At 72.3% G+C, this 15,613-nt stretch carries 15 protein-coding genes; 2 read left to right on the forward strand and 13 right to left on the reverse strand.

The annotated features are described in order from the left end of the window. Positions 1 to 3: 3 nt before the first annotated feature. From ACGFIQ_RS08500 to ACGFIQ_RS08540, 9 genes are all read right to left on the reverse strand, one after another. Positions 4 to 1,362, reverse strand: coding sequence for an NtaA/DmoA family FMN-dependent monooxygenase (locus ACGFIQ_RS08500; RefSeq protein ID WP_393241261.1), 1,359 nt, complete (start codon positions 1,360 to 1,362; stop codon positions 4 to 6). A 15-nt stretch (positions 1,363 to 1,377) separates the two neighbouring features. Further along, complete coding sequence (locus ACGFIQ_RS08505; RefSeq protein ID WP_393241264.1) at positions 1,378 to 2,586, reverse strand: LLM class flavin-dependent oxidoreductase; 1,209 nt, start codon at positions 2,584 to 2,586, stop codon at positions 1,378 to 1,380. 11 nt (positions 2,587 to 2,597) lie between these two features. Further along, positions 2,598 to 4,223 (reverse strand): dipeptide ABC transporter ATP-binding protein, encoded by a 1,626-nt coding sequence (locus ACGFIQ_RS08510; protein WP_393241267.1) that lies wholly within the window; start codon positions 4,221 to 4,223, stop codon positions 2,598 to 2,600. Further along, positions 4,223 to 5,113 carry an ABC transporter permease gene (locus tag ACGFIQ_RS08515; protein WP_393241270.1) on the reverse strand — a complete coding sequence of 297 codons (891 nt, stop codon included), beginning with the start codon at positions 5,111 to 5,113 and terminating at the stop codon, positions 4,223 to 4,225. Before ACGFIQ_RS08515 ends, ACGFIQ_RS08510 begins: the two co-directional genes overlap by 1 nt. Before the next feature lie 4 nt (positions 5,114 to 5,117). Continuing rightward, complete coding sequence (locus tag ACGFIQ_RS08520) at positions 5,118 to 6,053, reverse strand: ABC transporter permease (RefSeq protein ID WP_393241273.1); 936 nt, start codon at positions 6,051 to 6,053, stop codon at positions 5,118 to 5,120. A gap of 1 nt (position 6,054) precedes the next feature. Further along, positions 6,055 to 7,698 carry an ABC transporter substrate-binding protein gene (locus ACGFIQ_RS08525; protein ID WP_393241276.1) on the reverse strand — a complete coding sequence of 548 codons (1,644 nt, stop codon included), beginning with the start codon at positions 7,696 to 7,698 and terminating at the stop codon, positions 6,055 to 6,057. A 393-nt stretch (positions 7,699 to 8,091) separates the two neighbouring features. Further along, on the reverse strand, positions 8,092 to 9,000 hold the full coding sequence (locus ACGFIQ_RS08530; protein WP_393241279.1) for a zinc-binding dehydrogenase: 909 nt from the start codon (positions 8,998 to 9,000) through the stop codon (positions 8,092 to 8,094). Between the two features lie 81 nt (positions 9,001 to 9,081). Beyond that, positions 9,082 to 9,615: a flavin reductase family protein gene (locus tag ACGFIQ_RS08535; RefSeq protein WP_393241282.1), complete on the reverse strand. Its 534-nt coding sequence runs from the start codon at positions 9,613 to 9,615 to the stop codon at positions 9,082 to 9,084. Positions 9,616 to 9,648: 33 nt separating this feature from the next. Beyond that, positions 9,649 to 10,503, reverse strand: coding sequence for a DUF1684 domain-containing protein (locus ACGFIQ_RS08540; protein WP_393241285.1), 855 nt, complete (start codon positions 10,501 to 10,503; stop codon positions 9,649 to 9,651). 364 nt (positions 10,504 to 10,867) lie between these two features. On the opposite strand from ACGFIQ_RS08540, the gene ACGFIQ_RS08545 reads away from it, so the two are divergent. Next, positions 10,868 to 11,665: an SAM-dependent methyltransferase gene (locus ACGFIQ_RS08545; protein WP_393241288.1), complete on the forward strand. Its 798-nt coding sequence runs from the start codon at positions 10,868 to 10,870 to the stop codon at positions 11,663 to 11,665. Positions 11,666 to 11,720: 55 nt separating this feature from the next. Here the strand turns inward: ACGFIQ_RS08545 and ACGFIQ_RS08550 are convergent, their stop codons facing one another. Then, entirely contained in the window at positions 11,721 to 12,275 is a 555-nt protein-coding gene (locus tag ACGFIQ_RS08550) for a cellulose binding domain-containing protein (protein WP_393241291.1), read from the reverse strand. Here ACGFIQ_RS08550 and ACGFIQ_RS08555 point away from each other — a divergent pair. Next, the gene (locus ACGFIQ_RS08555) at positions 12,268 to 12,543 is read left to right on the forward strand and encodes a hypothetical protein (RefSeq protein WP_393241294.1); all 276 of its coding nucleotides are present in this window, start codon (positions 12,268 to 12,270) and stop codon (positions 12,541 to 12,543) included. The two genes, ACGFIQ_RS08550 and ACGFIQ_RS08555, sit on opposite strands and share 8 nt — an antisense overlap. Positions 12,544 to 12,751: 208 nt before the next feature. Here the strand turns inward: ACGFIQ_RS08555 and ACGFIQ_RS08560 are convergent, their stop codons facing one another. The 3 genes from ACGFIQ_RS08560 to eno all read right to left on the reverse strand — a co-directional run bounded on the left by ACGFIQ_RS08560 (position 12,752) and on the right by eno (position 15,541). Continuing rightward, positions 12,752 to 13,423 carry a right-handed parallel beta-helix repeat-containing protein gene (locus ACGFIQ_RS08560; protein WP_393242159.1) on the reverse strand — a complete coding sequence of 224 codons (672 nt, stop codon included), beginning with the start codon at positions 13,421 to 13,423 and terminating at the stop codon, positions 12,752 to 12,754. A 225-nt stretch (positions 13,424 to 13,648) separates the two neighbouring features. Next, positions 13,649 to 14,146 (reverse strand): GNAT family N-acetyltransferase, encoded by a 498-nt coding sequence (locus tag ACGFIQ_RS08565; protein ID WP_393241297.1) that lies wholly within the window; start codon positions 14,144 to 14,146, stop codon positions 13,649 to 13,651. Between the two features lie 129 nt (positions 14,147 to 14,275). After that, positions 14,276 to 15,541, reverse strand: coding sequence for a phosphopyruvate hydratase (gene eno / locus ACGFIQ_RS08570; RefSeq protein ID WP_393241300.1), 1,266 nt, complete (start codon positions 15,539 to 15,541; stop codon positions 14,276 to 14,278). Positions 15,542 to 15,613: the final 72 nt, after the last annotated feature.

Genomic DNA, 15,613 nt, shown 5'->3' on the forward strand with positions numbered 1-15,613 from the left:
CCGTCACTTTCGGCTGGAGGGTCGGGCGACCGGGCGGGCGGGGCCGAGACCGAGGTGGTCGCGCAGGGTGGTGCCGGTGTACTCGGTGCGGAAGACGCCGCGCTCCTGCAACAGCGGCACGACCTGGTCGACGAACTCGTCGAGCCCGCCGGGGGTCAGGTGCGGCACCAGGATGAACCCGTCGGCGGCGTCCGACTGCACGAAGTGGTTCATCCGTTCGGCGACCTGCCGCGCGGTGCCGACGAAGGACTGCCGGCCGGTGACCTCGATGATCAGATCGCGGATGCCGAGTCCCTTCTCCTCGGCCAGGGCCCGCCACCGCCGCGCGGTGTCGACCGGGTCGGGATACATGCCCGTCCGGCCCCGGCTGATCGCGTCGCCGGAGACGTCCGGGTCCTCGGCGGGCAGTGGGCCCTCCGGGTCGTACCCGGACAGGTCCCGGTTCCAGAGTTGTTCCAGCAGCAGGATCGCGGTCTGTGGGCTGACCTGCTGGCGGCGGATGTGGTGCGCGCGTTCCTGCGCCTCGGCGTCGGTGTCGCCGAGCACGAATGTGACACCGGGGATGATCAACAGGTCCTCGGGTTGACGGCCGTAGAAGGCAAGCCGGGACTTCACGTCCCGGTAGAAGTCCTGGCCGTCCTCCAGGGTGCCGTGCCGGGAGAAGATCGCGTCGGCGCTGGACGCGGCGAACTCGCGCCCGTCCGGCGAGTCGCCGGCCTGCAGGATCACCGGGTGCACCTGCGGGCTGCGGGGCACCGTGAAGTGCCCCGCGATGTCGAACTGGTCGCCGTGGTGGGCGAACGCGCCGGAACCGGGGTCGGTGACGAAGCGGCCACCGTCGCGGTCGCCCACGATCGCCTCCGCCGGCCACGACTCCCACAACTCCCGCGCGGTACGCACGAACTCGGCGGCCCGGTCGTAGCGCAGCGAGCGGTCCAGGTAGCCGCCCCGGCGGAAGTTCTCCCCGGTGAACGCGTCGGAGGTGGTGACCACGTTCCAGGCCGCCCGCCCGCCGGAGAGGTGGTCGAGGCTGGCCAACTGCCGGGCCAACTCGTACGGCTCGCGGAAGGTGACGTTGAGCGTGCCGGCCAGACCCAGGTGCGTGGTGACCGCCGCGAGGGCGGCGAGCACCGTCAACGTGTCCGGGCGGCCGACCACGTCCAGGTCGTGGATGCGGCCCCGCTGCTCGCGCAGACGCAGTCCCTCGGCGAGGAAGAGGAAGTCGAACTTCCCCCGTTCCGCCGTGCGGGCCAGGTGGACGAAGGAGGAGAAGTCGATCTGACTACCGGAGGCCGGGTCGCTCCACACGGTGGTGTTGTTCACGCCGGGGAAGTGGGCGGCCAGGACGATCTGCTTGGGCATGAGGGTCTCCAGTGCTCAGGCGGTCGCCACGGCGGCGTACCGGCTGACCGGTCGGTGCAGGCCGAGCAGGTCGCGCAGCGTCCCGGTCGGATAGCCGGCGCGGAACAGGCCCCGATCCCGCAGTGCGGGCACCAGCGCCCGGGTGATCGCGACCAGGTCGTCGGGGAGCACGGCCGGCCGCAGCCGGAAACCGTCCACTCCGGCGCGGTGCCAGGCGACGATCAGATCGGCCAACTGCCCCGGGGTGCCGGCGAAGATGGCCGCGTCGGACGTGAACGGCGCACCGTGCAACTCGTCGAGACGCGCCCTGCGCTGGCCGGCCGACGCCGGCGAGTCGTCGAGCAGGACGACCACGTCGGCGAGGATGCGCAGCGGGGCGTCGGTCCGGCCGACGGTCTCCTCGGCCGCCCGTACCTCCGCCACGATCGCGGCGGCGTGCCCGGGGTCGGTCGGGGTGACGAAGACGACGTCGGCGTGCCGGGCGGCGAACGCGTACGGCACCGACGAGTGGGCCAGCGCGGCGACGACCGGTTGCCCCTGCGGCGACCGGGGCACGATGGAGGGCCCCTTGACGGAGAACCACCGGCCGGTGAAGTCGACGTAGTGCAGCCGCTCGCGGTCGACGAAGCGACCGGTCGGCACATCCCGGATCACGGCGTCGTCCTGCCAACTGTCCCAGAGCCGGCGGATCACCTCCACCGCGTCGCCGGCCTCGGCGATGAGGTCGCCGACGAGGCGTACGACCTCCGGCTCGTCGAGCCGGGCCGGGTTCAGCGGCGGGACGTCGCGGCGGCCGAAGTGCCCGGCCTCGGCCCTACGGGCGGAGATCCGGGGCCGCCAACCGGCCCGCCCGCCGCTGACGTGGTCGAGCGTGGCGATCGCCGTGGAGACGTGGAACGGCTCGGTGTGGGTGGTGCTGGTGGTCGGGATCAGCCCGATGTGCCGGGTCAGCGGGGCGAGTCGGGCGGCGATCTGCACCGCGTCGAGTCGTCCCCGGAGCTGGTCGGTGCGGTCGTCCGGGCCGTCCGGCCCGGACGTCTGGAGGTCGAGGCTGTCCTCGATGGTGAGCAGGTCCAGTGTGCCGCGTTCGGCCTCGCCCGCGAGGGCGTTCCAGTAGCGGGCGGTCAGTGGCGCGGTCGCCTCGGCGCGCGAGAGCCGCCAGGCGGCGGGGTGCCAGCCGAGACCGTCGAGCGCCACGGCCAGGTGCAGGCTCTTGTCGGTCATGGGTGTTCCTCCTACGGTCGGCCGGCGGTGACCAGCGTGGGCAGCGCGTCCAGCAGGGACCGGGTGTAGTCGTGTCGGGGGTAGCTGAAGACGTCGCCGACCGGGCCCCGCTCGACCACCGCGCCGTCGTGCATGACGAGCACCCGGTCACTGAGGTGGTGCACCACACCCAGGTCGTGGGAGATGAAGAGCAGGGCGGTGCCGTCGGTGGCCCGCAGGTCGGCCAGCAGGTCGAGCACCTGTGCCTGCACGGAGACGTCGAGGGCGGAGACCGGCTCGTCGCAGACGAGCAGGGTCGGCCGGGGGGCGATCGCGCGGGCGATGGCGACCCGCTGCCGTTGGCCGCCGGAGAGCTGCCGGGGGTGCCGGTCGACCAGGTCCGCGCCGAGACCGACCCGACGCAGCAGGTCGACGACGTGCTCACGCCGATCCGAGCGGCTGACGTCGGGGTCGAGGTTCTCCGCGACGACCCGTCCGACCGTGTAGCGGGGGTCGAAGGAACTCAGCGGGTCCTGGGAGATCAGTTGCAACCGGCGCCGCAGCGGGCGGCGGGCCCGCTCCCGCACGCCGGCCCACGCGGTGCCCTCGAAGGTGACGGCGCCCGCGTCGGCGTCGAGCAGACCGGCGACGATCCGGGCGACCGTGCTCTTGCCGGAACCGGACTCCCCCACCAGGCCGAGCGTCTCGCCCCGCGCGATGGAGAAGGAGACGTCCCGCACCACGGTGTGCCCGCCGTAGGTCTTGGTCAGCCCGTCCGCGTCGAGCACTGTGTCGTCGGCGCGGACCTCGGGCCGGGCGGGCAGGGCCGTCCGCACGTCCCCGGCCCGCGACACCCCGAGCCGGCGCCCCCGCGACGTCGCCGAGGGCACCGCCGCCAGCAACTGCCGGGTGTACGGGTGCGCGGGAGCCCGCAGCAGCGTGCCGGTGGGACCCTGCTCGACGATCCGACCGTCGCGCAACACCAGGACCCGGTCGGCGATCTGGGCGACGACCGCCAGGTCATGGCTGATCAGCAGCAGACTCACCCCGGCGGCCCGCCGCTCGGCGAGCAACCGCAGGATCTGCGCCTGCACGGTGACGTCCAGTGCGGTGGTGGGCTCGTCGGCGATGAGCAGGGCCGGCTCCCCCGCGATCGCCGAGGCGATCAGGGCCCGCTGGCGCAACCCTCCGGAGAGCTGGTGCGGATACTGCCGGGCGCGGCGCTCCGGCTCCGGCAGGTGCACCTCGTCGAGCAGGTGGGCGACCCGACCAGCCCGTTCCCGGCGGCCGACGATGCCGTGGGTGGCGAGCACCTCGCCGATCTCGGCACCCACCGTCCGCAGTGGGTCGAGGGAGACCAGCGCGTCCTGGAGGACCAGCCCGGCGAGCCGGCCACGCACCCGCCGCCAGTCCCGGGGCCGGTGCCCCCGTACGTCCTGGTCGGCCAGCTCCAGCCGGGCGGCGCGGACCTGCGCGCCCGGCCCGGCGAGCCCGACCAGGGTACGAGCGGTGACGCTCTTGCCGGAGCCGGACTCCCCGACGACCGCCACGCACTCGCCGCGCTCGACGGTGAAGCTGATCCCCCGCACCGCGGCCACCCGGCCGGTGGGGGTGTCGAAGTCGACGTGCAGGTCCTCGACCGTGACCAGGGGGGCCATCAGCGCCGCCGCCCGTCGAAGCGGGCCTGCCAGTGGCGGCCGACGACGGTCAGCGACACCACTGTGGCGGTGACCGCCAGGCCGGGCAGGATGCTGATCCACCAGGCCACCTGGAGGTAGTTGCGTCCCTCGGAGAGCATCGCTCCCCACTCCGGCGACGGTGGTTGCGGGCCCATGCCGAGGAAGCTGAGCCCGGCGGCGGCCAGGACCGCCTCGCCGAGCCCGATCACCGCGAGCACCGGCACCGGGCCGACCACGTTGGGCAGCACGTGCCGCAGCACCAGCCGGGGCCGGGACTGGCCGAAGGTGACGGCCTGTTCGACGTAGCCGGAACGGCGGACGACGAGCGTCTGACCGCGGACCACCCGGGCGTGGTGCGGCAGGGTGGCGATGCCGATGGCGACGATCAGGCTGACGGTGCCGGGGCCGGCGATGGCGATGAACAACAGCGCCAGCAGCAGCATCGGAAACGCCGACAGCGCGTCGAGCGTACGGCTGAGCGCCTCGTCGGCGACCCGGTGCGCGAGGCCGGCGAGCAGGCCGAGCAGCACGCCACCGGTCACCGCGAGCGCGGTGGCGGCCACTCCGATGGTGAGGGAGTGCCCGGCACCGTGCACCACCCGGGTCCAGACGTCGCGGCCGAGGTGGTCGGTGCCGAGCCAGTGCGCCGCGCTCGGCGGGGAGAGCACGGCCAGCGGGTCCGCGGCGAGGGGGTCGCCGGGGGCCAGCACCGCCGGCCCGGCCGCGGCGACGACAAGCAGGAGCAGGTACGCCCCGGCGACGAGCAGGCCGGGTCGCGGTCGGGGTCGTCGGCGTACGGCCGGACGGGCCGGGTCGGCGAGGGTCAGCGCCGCCGCGTCGGTGAGCGGCGGGCCCAGGGTGACGGTCATCGGGTCAGCTCCTTCGCAGACGCGGGTCGACGAGCAGGTACGCCAGGTCGGCGGCGGTGTTGACCACCACGTAGACGGCAGCCGAGAGGGTGACGACGGCCAGCACCACAGGCATGTCCCCGCTGGTGACCGCGCTGAGGGTGACCTGGCCGAGACCTGGCCGCCCGAAGACCTGTTCGACGATCACGGCACCGCCGAGCAGGATGCCGAAGAGCCAACCGGCCAGGGTGACCGCCGGCAGGAGAGCGTGGCGCAGTGCGTGGCGCAGCAACACCGTGCGCTCGCGTACACCCCGGGACCGGGCGGTGAGCACGAAGGGCTCGTCGAGGGCCCGGTCGATCCCGTCGCGGAGCACCTGCGCGAGCACCCCGGCGATGGGCAGCGCCAGGGTGACGGCGGGCAGCACCAACGCGGTGACCCCCTGGTCGCCGGAGACCGGAAACAGCCCGAACCGGAACGACAGCACACTGAGCAGCACGAGCCCGATCAGGAACGACGGGGTGGAGACCAGCAGCAACTCGGTGCCGGAGCTGACCCGGCGCAGCCAGGGTCGCCGGTCCCCGGCCGTGGCGACCGCGATCAGCAGGGCGAGCAGCACCCCGAGCCCGGCGGCGGCGACCGCGAGGGTGAGGGTGGGGGCGAGTTGTTCGCCGATCACCTCGGCGACCGGGCGTTGCAGCAGGTAGGAGCGGCCCAGGTCGCCCTCGCCGAGCCGGCGGAGGTAGTCGGCGTACTGGACGAGGGCCGGTCGGTCCAGACCCCACTCGGCGACGATCTCGGCACGGATCTGCGGGGTGTCCGCACCGTCGCCGACGATGTTGTCCACGGTGTCACCGGGCGCGGCCAGCAGCGCCAGGTAGGCGGCGGTGGCGGCGACCCAGAGAACGACCAGGCCGGCACCGAGCCGGCGGGCCACGGCATGCACGGGTGGGCGGCTCATGTCACTTGCCGATCCACAGGTCGTAGGCGCTCGCCGGCACCCCGGCGGTGGGCTCGAAGCGCACCCCGCCGACGGCGGTGCTGGCGGCGATCTGGTCGGCCGGCGCGTACAGCGGAAGCGCCACGGCCCGCTCGGCGACGACCTGTTGCTGCACGTCCGCGTAGATGCTGGCGCGCTTCGTCGGGTCGGCGGCGGCCTGACCGGCCTCCAGCAGCCTGTCGATGCGCGGGTCGTTGAGCTGGGTGCGGTTGATGCCGCCCTTGGAGTGCAGCAGCAGGTTGAGCGCGGCACCGGCGTCGGTGTCGGCGCGGGAGTTGTCGAAGACCTCGTACTCGTTGCGCTGGAACGCCTCCGTGGCCGTGCCCTGGTCGACGAGCGAGACCTTCAGGTCGATGCCGGCGCTCTGCTTGACGGCGGCCTGCACGGCCTGGGCCAGGACGTCGCGGCGGTCCCGGACGAAGGGTGCGGCCTGCACGAGCCGTACGGTGAGCCGCCGGCCGTCCTTCACCCGGTAGCCGTCGGCGTCCCGGGTGGCCCAGCCGGCCTGGTCGAGCAGGGTGTTGGCCCTGCCCGCGTCGCCGCCGTAACCGCCTTCGAGGCGCTTGTCGTAGAGCGGGCTGGACGGGCTGATCACGCTCCAGGCGCGGGTGGCGGTGTCGCGGTAGACGGACCTCAAGACGGTGTCGACGTCGACGGCCTCCCGGAACGCCTGCCGGACCCGCAGGTCGTCGAAGGGCGGACGGGAGGTGTTGAAGTAGTAGGAGTACGCCGAGCCGGAGTTGAGCTCGCGGTCCAGGCGCAGCGCCCGGTTGCCGGTGACCAGCGGCTGATCGGTCGCGGGCACCCCCTCGATGAGCTGCACCTGGCTCGACGTGAGGGCACCGACCCGCACCGCCGACTCCTTGAGGAACCGGTAGGTGATCCCGTCCAGGTAGGCCGGGCCGGTGTGCGTCGCGGTGGGCGGCGCCCAGTCGTAGCCGGGGTTACGCCGATAGCGCAGCTCCTGACCGGGGACGTAGCGGTCCAGCACGAACGGCCCGGTGCCGGCCACGTCGGTGCCACCGGCCTTGAGGTTCTTCGCCTGCCGCAGCGACGTCGGGGACACCTGCGCGCCCTGCGGGGAGGCGAGGAAGTCGAGGATGAGCACGTCCGGCGCGGTGAGGACGAGCCGTACGGTGCGCGGGTCGACGGTCTCGACGGCCTTGAGGTTGCGCAGTTGGACGGCCGCGACGCCCGGGGCGTACCCGGGTTCGCGGAGTTTGTCGACGTTGGCCTTGACGGCGGCCGAGTCGAAGGGGGTGCCGTCGGTGAAGGTGACCCGGTCACGCAGCGTCAGGGTGTAGGACAGACCGTCCGGTGCGACCTGCCAGCCGGTCGCCAGCCACGGCACCAGCTTGCCCTGCTTGTCGTAGGTGAGCAGGGACTCGAAGGTGTTCCAGACCAGCAGGCGGGCCTTGGCCTGCGCGTACTGGTGCGGGTTGAGGGTGATCGGCTCGGTCTCCACGGCCCAGGTCAGGGTGCCGCCGGAGCGGGGCTGGCCGGCCGCCGAGGCGGCCGGGGTGGTGCCGGTGGAGCAGCCGGCGACGACGGCCAACAGTGGGGCGAGCGCGGCGGCGGCCAGGGTACGCAGACGGTACGCGGGCATGCGGAGATCTCCTGTCCAGGCAGGCGGAAGCGGGTGTGCCGACACCTGACCCGGCGCGTGGGCGCGGGTCGGTGACGGTGTCGGCGCGGTGGCGGCGCGGCGGTGCGCCTCACCCCGGCGGGCCGGTGCGGCGGGGCCGGGTTACGGGCGAGGGTGCCGGGTCAGGCCAGACAGGAACTCGACCACACCCGACCGAAGTCGATGTGACCGCGGATCGTCAACCGCAGCTCGCTGGACATGAGCCGAGTCCACCTTCCGGGCGGCGGTGGTGTCAACGAATCCGCCGATGGATGTCGGCTATCGCACGCGTGGACGTCGATCCGTTGACGGATATCCTACTAGGGCTATAGGGTTTACAGGATTGCTGCCGCGGTCGGCGGACACCGCTCCGGCTCAGTCCAGGTCGAGCAGGATCTTCCCGGCCACCCGGCGCTCCCGCAGCGCGTCGACCGCCTCCTCGAGACGCTGCCACGAGCCGCGCCAACCGATCGGCGCTCGCAGGGCTCCACGCGCCACCAGGTCCGCGAGCAGACCCAGATCCGACCCCGGGGCGGTGGCGTCGCCGAAGGAACGCAGCGTCCGTGCCGCGCCCGGTGCGAACGTGGAGTTCACCGGAAGGACGGCCGGCTCGCCGGAGGCCCAGCCGATGCTGTGCAGCACTCCGCCCGGGGCCAACAGACCCCAGGCGGCCACCAGGTGGGCGCCACCGACCGTCTCCAGCACCACGTCGACCGGGTCGGTGATCGCGTCGAGACCAACCACGACCTCGTCGGCGCCGAGATCCGCCAGCCCCGCGCCACGAGCCGGCGAGCCGACCACCGCGACCACGTACGCGCCGCCGCGCCGGGCGAGTTGGACGGCGACCCGACCCACACCCCCGGACGCACCCGTGACCAGCACCCGACGACCGAGAAGCGGCCCCGACGTCCGCAGTGTGCGCAGGGCGGTGAGGCCGACGGTGGGCAGCACGGCCATCTCGGCCAGGTCGACGGCTGCGGGCACCACCGCCACACTGTCCACGTCGAACACCGCGAGGCCGGCCCAGGCGCCCGGGCCGAACGCGACCACCTGGTCACCCTCGCGCGGGCCGGACCCGTCGACGCCGCCGCCCACCACGTGACCCGCGGCGTCGTGCCCGAGCACGGCCCCGGCCGGCCAGACGTCGAGGTGACGGATCTCGCCGGCGTTGACGCCGACGTGTCGCACCTCGACGAGAACCTGCCCCGGACCTGGAGTGGGATCGGGCAGGTCCGTCACCCGGAACCCCGCGCGGGTATCCGGGGCGGCGACTATCGCTTGCACGGCATCCTCCTCCGTGTGGACTGGGCATGCTGCGTGTGGACTGGGCATGCTCCGTGTGGACTGGGGCGTGCGAGCGCCCGGTCAGGCGGCGGAACGACGGGCCGCCGCACTCTGGTCGCCGGCCAGCCCGGCGTAGCGGCCCCGGTGGTACAGCAGGGGCGAGCCGACGTCGGCGTGCCGGAGCACCTCCGGCTCGGCCAGCACGACGGCGTGATCGCCGACGGTCACCCGGTCGACGACCCGGCAGAGCAGCCAGGCCAGGGTGTCGTCCAGGATCGGCACCGCCTCCGGGCCGGCCTGCCAGCGGGTGGGAGCGGCGAACCGGTCGATGCCGCTCGTCGCGAAGGTCCGGGCAAGCTCCTGCTGGTGGTGGGCGAGCAGGTGCACCGCCACGTGCCGGGCACGGGCGACCGCGGGCCAGCTCGACGAACCGAGGTTCAGGCAGAACGAGACGATCGGCGGCGCCAGCGACACCGAGGTGAACGAGGTGGCGGTGAAGCCGACCGCGGGCGAGCCGGGCGCGGTGACCACCGTGACGGTGCTGGCCTGGTGGCGCAGCAGCGCCCGCAGCGCGTCGCTGTCGGCGTCGACCGGGGCGTCGGTGGACTGGGGCATGACGATCCTCCCGAGGGGTTGGTACGCGGAGGGCTACGAACGGCCGGCGGAATCGCCCGCCGGCAGCTCGTACGGGATCTGCTCGCCGGCTTCGACGGCGACCGGCAGCCGGTTCTCCGCCGGGGGCAGCGGGCAGGTCGCGAAGTCGGTGTACGCGCACGGCAGATTGGTGGCCCGGTTGAAGTCGAGGGTCACCCGACCCTGCTCGTCCGGTGTGCCGACGGCCAGGGACCGGTTGGCCGGATATGTCGTCACACCGGAGGTGGTGTCGATGAAGAGCACCGACAGACTCCCGGGGGCCGTGCCGTTGAAAGCGGTCAGGCGCAGCGGCACCCCGTCGACGGCGAACTCGACCTGGCCGGGGGCGTCGTAGACGTGCGTGAGCCCTTCCACCGCCGCGCCGACGGTGGTCGGGCGAGGGCTGTCGAAGGGTACGAAGCGCCCGCTCAGGACCCACCGCTGGTCGGGCGGATAGGTGGGGGTGCCCCGGTAGCCGAGGCGCAGCGAGTGCTCCGGTCGCCGGGGACGGAGGATGTCGTGCCCGCCCCGGCGGGCCACCTCCAGCACCCCACCGTCGATGCCCACGGTGACGCCGGCACGCTCGGCGATCGGCCCGAACTCGTGCCGACCGTGGACCTGCCGGCCGTCGATCACGAGCAACTCGCCGTCGTCGAGAGCCACCACCGGCCCGTCGTCGCCGGTGTGCCACTCCCCCGGCACGTCGGGGAACCGCTGCGGCACCGAGGTCAGCCAGTGCAGACCGGTGACGGCGAGGATGCCGTGCGGGTCGGCCCGAACCTCCTCGTGGCGTCGGTGCCACTCCCACCAGGCCACCTCGAAGTCGAGCCGGGGGTCCACCGCTGTCGCTGAAACGGTGTCGTTGGTCATGGCAGGGTCCTCCTCGACGAGATGCGCCGCCGCGGGCGCGGGGTGCGGGGGTCGCGACCGTGCGTCGGCGACGGGAAAGGGGGCCGGCGAGGGCTGGGCGGCCCGGTCAGGCCGCGCTGGGAGCGCCGGGACAGAGCTGCGCGGCGACGCGCATCAGGTCGACGACCCGGCGGGAGGTGAGCAACCGAACCGGCGGCATGTCCTCGATTTTCCTACCGGTGAAGTAGGAATTCAAGCCCCCGGACCGAGCGAGACGCCCGTCACCCCTGCTGTCTAGCGTCGACAGTGGACAGCATCGGGGTACGCTCCCGGTCGTACTGCCGGTGGTGATCTCCCGCCGACGACCTCTCGACAGGAGCCTGGCATGGCCGGTCCGGACGCCGAACTCGCCGCGACGCTTCAGCCGGACGTGCCACACGCGGCCCGGATCTGGAACTACTGGATGGGCGGCAAGGACAACTTCCCGTCCGACCGTGCGGCCGGTGACGCCGTCGCCGAGGTCTACCCGGAGATCGTCCTCATGGCGCAGCAGTCGCGTGTGTTCCTGGTACGCGCCGTGCGTCACCTCGCGGCCGAGGCCGGCATCCGGCAGTTCCTGGACATCGGCACCGGCCTGCCCACCATGCAGAACACGCACGCGGTCGCCCAGAGCGTCGCGCCCGAGTCGCGGATCGTCTACGTGGACAACGACCCGATGGTGCTGGTGCACGCGCGGGCGCTGCTGGCCAACACGACCTCGGAGGGCGTCACCACCTACGTCCCGGCCGACTACCACGACCCGGAGCAGATCCTCGCCGAGGCGGCGAAGACACTCGACTTCGACAAGCCCGTCGCCGTGATGTACATGGGTGTGCTGGGCTACGAGCCCGACCTGGCAGTGGTGCGCTCCATCGTCGGGCGGACGATGGACGCGATGCCCTCCGGCTCGTACCTGGTGCTCTGGGACGGCACCAACACCAGCCCGGCGGTGGTCTCCGGCGCGCAGCGGCTGGCACGAAGCGGCGGAGTGCCGTACATCCTGCGCAGCCCGGAGGAGTTGGAGAGCTGCTTCGACGGGCTGACGATGGTGCAGCCGGGCCTGGTGCCGATCCCCCGGTGGCGACCGGAAGATCCCGACGCGGTCGGGATCGACGCCTACGGCGCCGTGGCGCGCAAGCCCTGACCGACCGGACACCGCCCCGCCGCCGCACTGACCGCGACGGCGGGGCGGACGTCACTCACGCGTCACACGTCAGCATCAACCCGTCGGGCACCGCACTGGCCGACACGACAAGGCCGAGCCTCGCCACACCGTCCGGCGCCAGGGTCCCGTTGTACGTGGCGTTGCGGACCGAGACGTCGGCACCTGTCGTCTCGATCACCCCACCCCAGACCGTCTCGACCCGCTCGTCTCCGGTCCACCGCCACGAGACGCGCCACCGGTCCACCGGCTGGCTTCCGATGTTGCGCACAACGACCGTGACGACGTAACCGCTGCCCCAGTGGGCGTCGATCGTGGCCGTCGCACGGCACGACGTCAGCGAGGCGGTCCGGGCCGACGCGAGAATGAACGGATCCCGCTTGCCGTTGGGGTCGGTGAACCGGTACCAGTACTCGGTGTTGGGCGTCAGCCGGTCGATGGTCACCGAGCCGGTGCGCTCCGGCCCGGAGACGGCCGTCGCCACAGGTGCCCGCCACTGCTGGGCGTCCTCGCGGCTGGCGAAGAGGCTGATGGTCATCGGCGGGTCGTAGCCGCAGGGCGGGGGGAAGAATATCGAGTACGAGATGGTCACGCTCGTGGTGGTGACAGCGGCGACACGGGCGCTGATCGGCAGCGCCGGCGGACAGGCGATCGTGGGCGTGACGATCGGGGTGGGCGTGGGCGCCGCAGTGCGCGTGGGCGTGGCTATCGGCGTGGGCGTGGGTACCGCAGTGGGTGACGACGTGGCCGACGGTGTCGGCGCTGGCGTCGCCTCGGCGACGGCGGTCCCGGCCCAGGCGGCCAGCGCCATGGTCGTGACGGCGAGGAACGTGCGAAGCATCGGTGCCTCCGTGGTCTAGCAGGCACCGAGGACCGAGGTGGTGGCCGGTGCCGCGCTCGGGTGCCCGGTCACCGACGAGGACTGCCCGGCACGGGTGACGTGACCACCGCGTGCGCCCTGCGGACCGGAGTGGGTGTGGTGCGCGCTGGCTCCCGAGCACGACCGACCACAGCATCGCAGTCGACGAGCATCGATGCAAGCGCCCACCGGCACGTCGGTCTACGACATCAGGTGATCGAGTTGTAGACGGGCACCCAGCCCAGGCTCTGACCGGTGGAGGAGAACACCTCGATCTTGCGAACCACCGCACCCGGCGTGGTGGCGGCGACGCTGTTGCCGACTCCGATCCCGCCGACGGCGATGAGCTTGCCGTCGGTACGGATCTGCCCGGCGCCACTGCGCCGGATGATCACCGTGTCCGCCGGTGCCTGGTAGGGAACTGCCGCTTCCACGGCGTTCCACGCCAGCGTGACGTCGACCGAGGCGGTGTCCACGAAGACGGCGGGATGCGAGGGGTGCGCCTGACGCAGGTGGTTGCCCACCACGACGGCCTTCGTGGAGCCCTGGTGCACGGCGACGCAGCTGACGGCCCGGCTCGCGTTCGGATTCTCCACCCGGTTGCCGACCACCGTGACGTCCCGGGCGGACAGAACGTTGATGTGGCCGACACAGTTGGTCGCCACGTTGCCGGTGATGGAGACGCCCACGGCCTGCCCCGACCGGGGCAGGGAACCACGGGCGCTGCCGTCGACCTCGATGCCGCGCAGTTGGCAGCCCGACACGGTGTTGTCGGCGACCACCAGGTTCGTCACCTGCTGCGTGTAGACGCCGGCCTGGCCACACTCGGTGATGGTGTTGCCGGAGATGACGGTGCGGTCGGCGCCGAACCAGACGTTGATGCCGTCGTAGTACTTGGACTCGGCCCGCCAGACACCGCCTTAGTCCTCGGCTTCCTGCGACGACAGCCAGTCCATCGCCACGTGGTTGTTGGTGATCCGCACGTCGTGGCCGTTGCTGGCGATGCCGAACCCGGGACAGCAGCATGTTCGCTGCCGAGCAACCGGCGCCCTCCGCCAGGATGCGCCGACCGGCGAACCGGTCCCGGTCGGCGCGGCGTGGGCTCGTCAGGTGATGACGGGGCTGCGGCGTTCGAGCAGGACGACGTCACGCCAACGGTCGTGGTGGCGGCCGACCCGCTCGCGTACGCCGATCACGCGGAACCCGGCCCGCTGGTGCAGCGTGAGGCTGGCGGTGTTCTCCGGGAAGATCCCGGACTGGATGGTCCAGATGCCGGCCGCCTCGGTGGAGGTGATCAGTGCGTCCAGCAGCAGGCGGGCGACGCCACGACCCTGGGCGGCCGGGTCCACGTAGACGGAGTGCTCGACCACGCCGGCGTAGACCGCGCGGGTCGAGGTCGGCGAGACGGCGATCCAGCCGACGATGCCGCCGTCGTGGTCGACGGCCACGAAGCGGTGCCCGGTCAACCGTGCCGCGTCGAAGGCCGCCCAGGTGGGAGCGGTGACCTCGAAGCTGGCGTTGCCGGCGTCAAGACCCACCTGGTAGATCGCCAGAACCCGGTCGGCGTCGGCGTAGGTCATGGGTCGCACGGTGATGTCAACCATCAGCACTGTCCCTCCGAGAGATCAGAGCCCGCCCACACCCGCGCCGATCTTGCAGTTACGGTCGCCGAAACGCGGGGAAACGTGCTTTGTGCGGGGACAGAAAGTGCAAGATCGCGGCGGGTGGGGTTCTCAGCGGCGCCCAGCATAGACGGCTCGGTCGCCCAGCTCCTCCTCGATGCGGAGGAGCTGGTTGTACTTTGCCGTGCGATCGGAGCGCGACAGCGAACCGGTCTTGATCTGGCCGCAGCCGACGCCCACGGCCAGGTCGGCGATTGTGGTGTCCTCGGTCTCGCCGGAACGGTGTGACAGCACCACCCGGTAGCCCGCCTTGTGGGCGGCGTCCACAGTGGCGAGGGTCTCGGTGAGCGTGCCGATCTGGTTGACCTTGACCAGGATCGCGTTGGCGTAACCGCCCTCGATCCCGTCGCGCAACCGGTCGACGTCGGTACAGAAGACGTCGTCGCCGACCAACTGCACCCGCTCCCCCGCCAACGCGGTCAACCGCTTCCAGCCGGCGAAGTCGTCCTCGGCCATCGGGTCCTCGATCGAGCTGATCGGGTATCGGGCGACGAGGTCCACCAGGTAGTCGATGTGCTCCTCGACGGTGCGCTGACGCCCCTCCCCGACGTAGTCGTAGAGGCCGCCCCGGAAGAACTCCGAGCTGGCCGGGTCGAGGCAGATCGTCAGGTCGGTGCCGGGCTCGTACCCGGCGTCCTCAATGGCGCGCAGCACGAAACGCAGCGCCTCGTCGGCGTCGGTGAAGGTCGGCGCGAAGCCGCCCTCGTCACCGACGTTGGTGCTGTGCCCGGCCGCCGCCAGGGACATCCGGAGGGTGTGGAAGACCTCCGAGCCCATCCGGACCGCCTCGGCGAACGTCTGCGCCCCGACCGGGGCGATCATGAACTCCTGGAAGTCGAGCGGGTTGTCGGCGTGTGCGCCGCCGTTGATGATGTTCATCATCGGCACCGGCAGCAGGCGGGCCCCGACACCACCGACATAGCGGTAGAGCGGCTGCCGGTGCGCCGACGCCGCCGCCTTGGCCGCCGCCAGGGACACCGCGAGGATCGCGTTGGCGCCCAGTCGACTCTTGTCCTTCGAACCGTCGAGAGCGATCATCGTCTCGTCGATCAGCGCCTGGTCCTCCGCGTCGAGCCCGAGCACCGCGTCGGCGATCGCACCGTTCACCGCGGCGACCGCCGTCGTGACACCCCTGCCGTGGAAACGCGTGTGGTCCCCGTCGCGCAGCTCGACCGCCTCGTTCGCCCCCGTCGACGCCCCGGACGGCACGGCGGCCCGGCCGGTCGACCCGTCGGTGAGCACCACGTCGGCCTCCACGGTCGGGTTGCCCCGGCTGTCGAGGATCTGCCGACCGCGTACCCGGCTGATTGCCGTCATCACACACTCCCTGCTCACGACGCCTTTTCGCAGCCAGACTGGCAGGAAACGGCGGCCGTGACACCGCGACGA

This window comes from Micromonospora sp. NPDC048898, from assembly GCF_043198035.1.
Taxonomy (GTDB): domain Bacteria; phylum Actinomycetota; class Actinomycetes; order Mycobacteriales; family Micromonosporaceae; genus Micromonospora.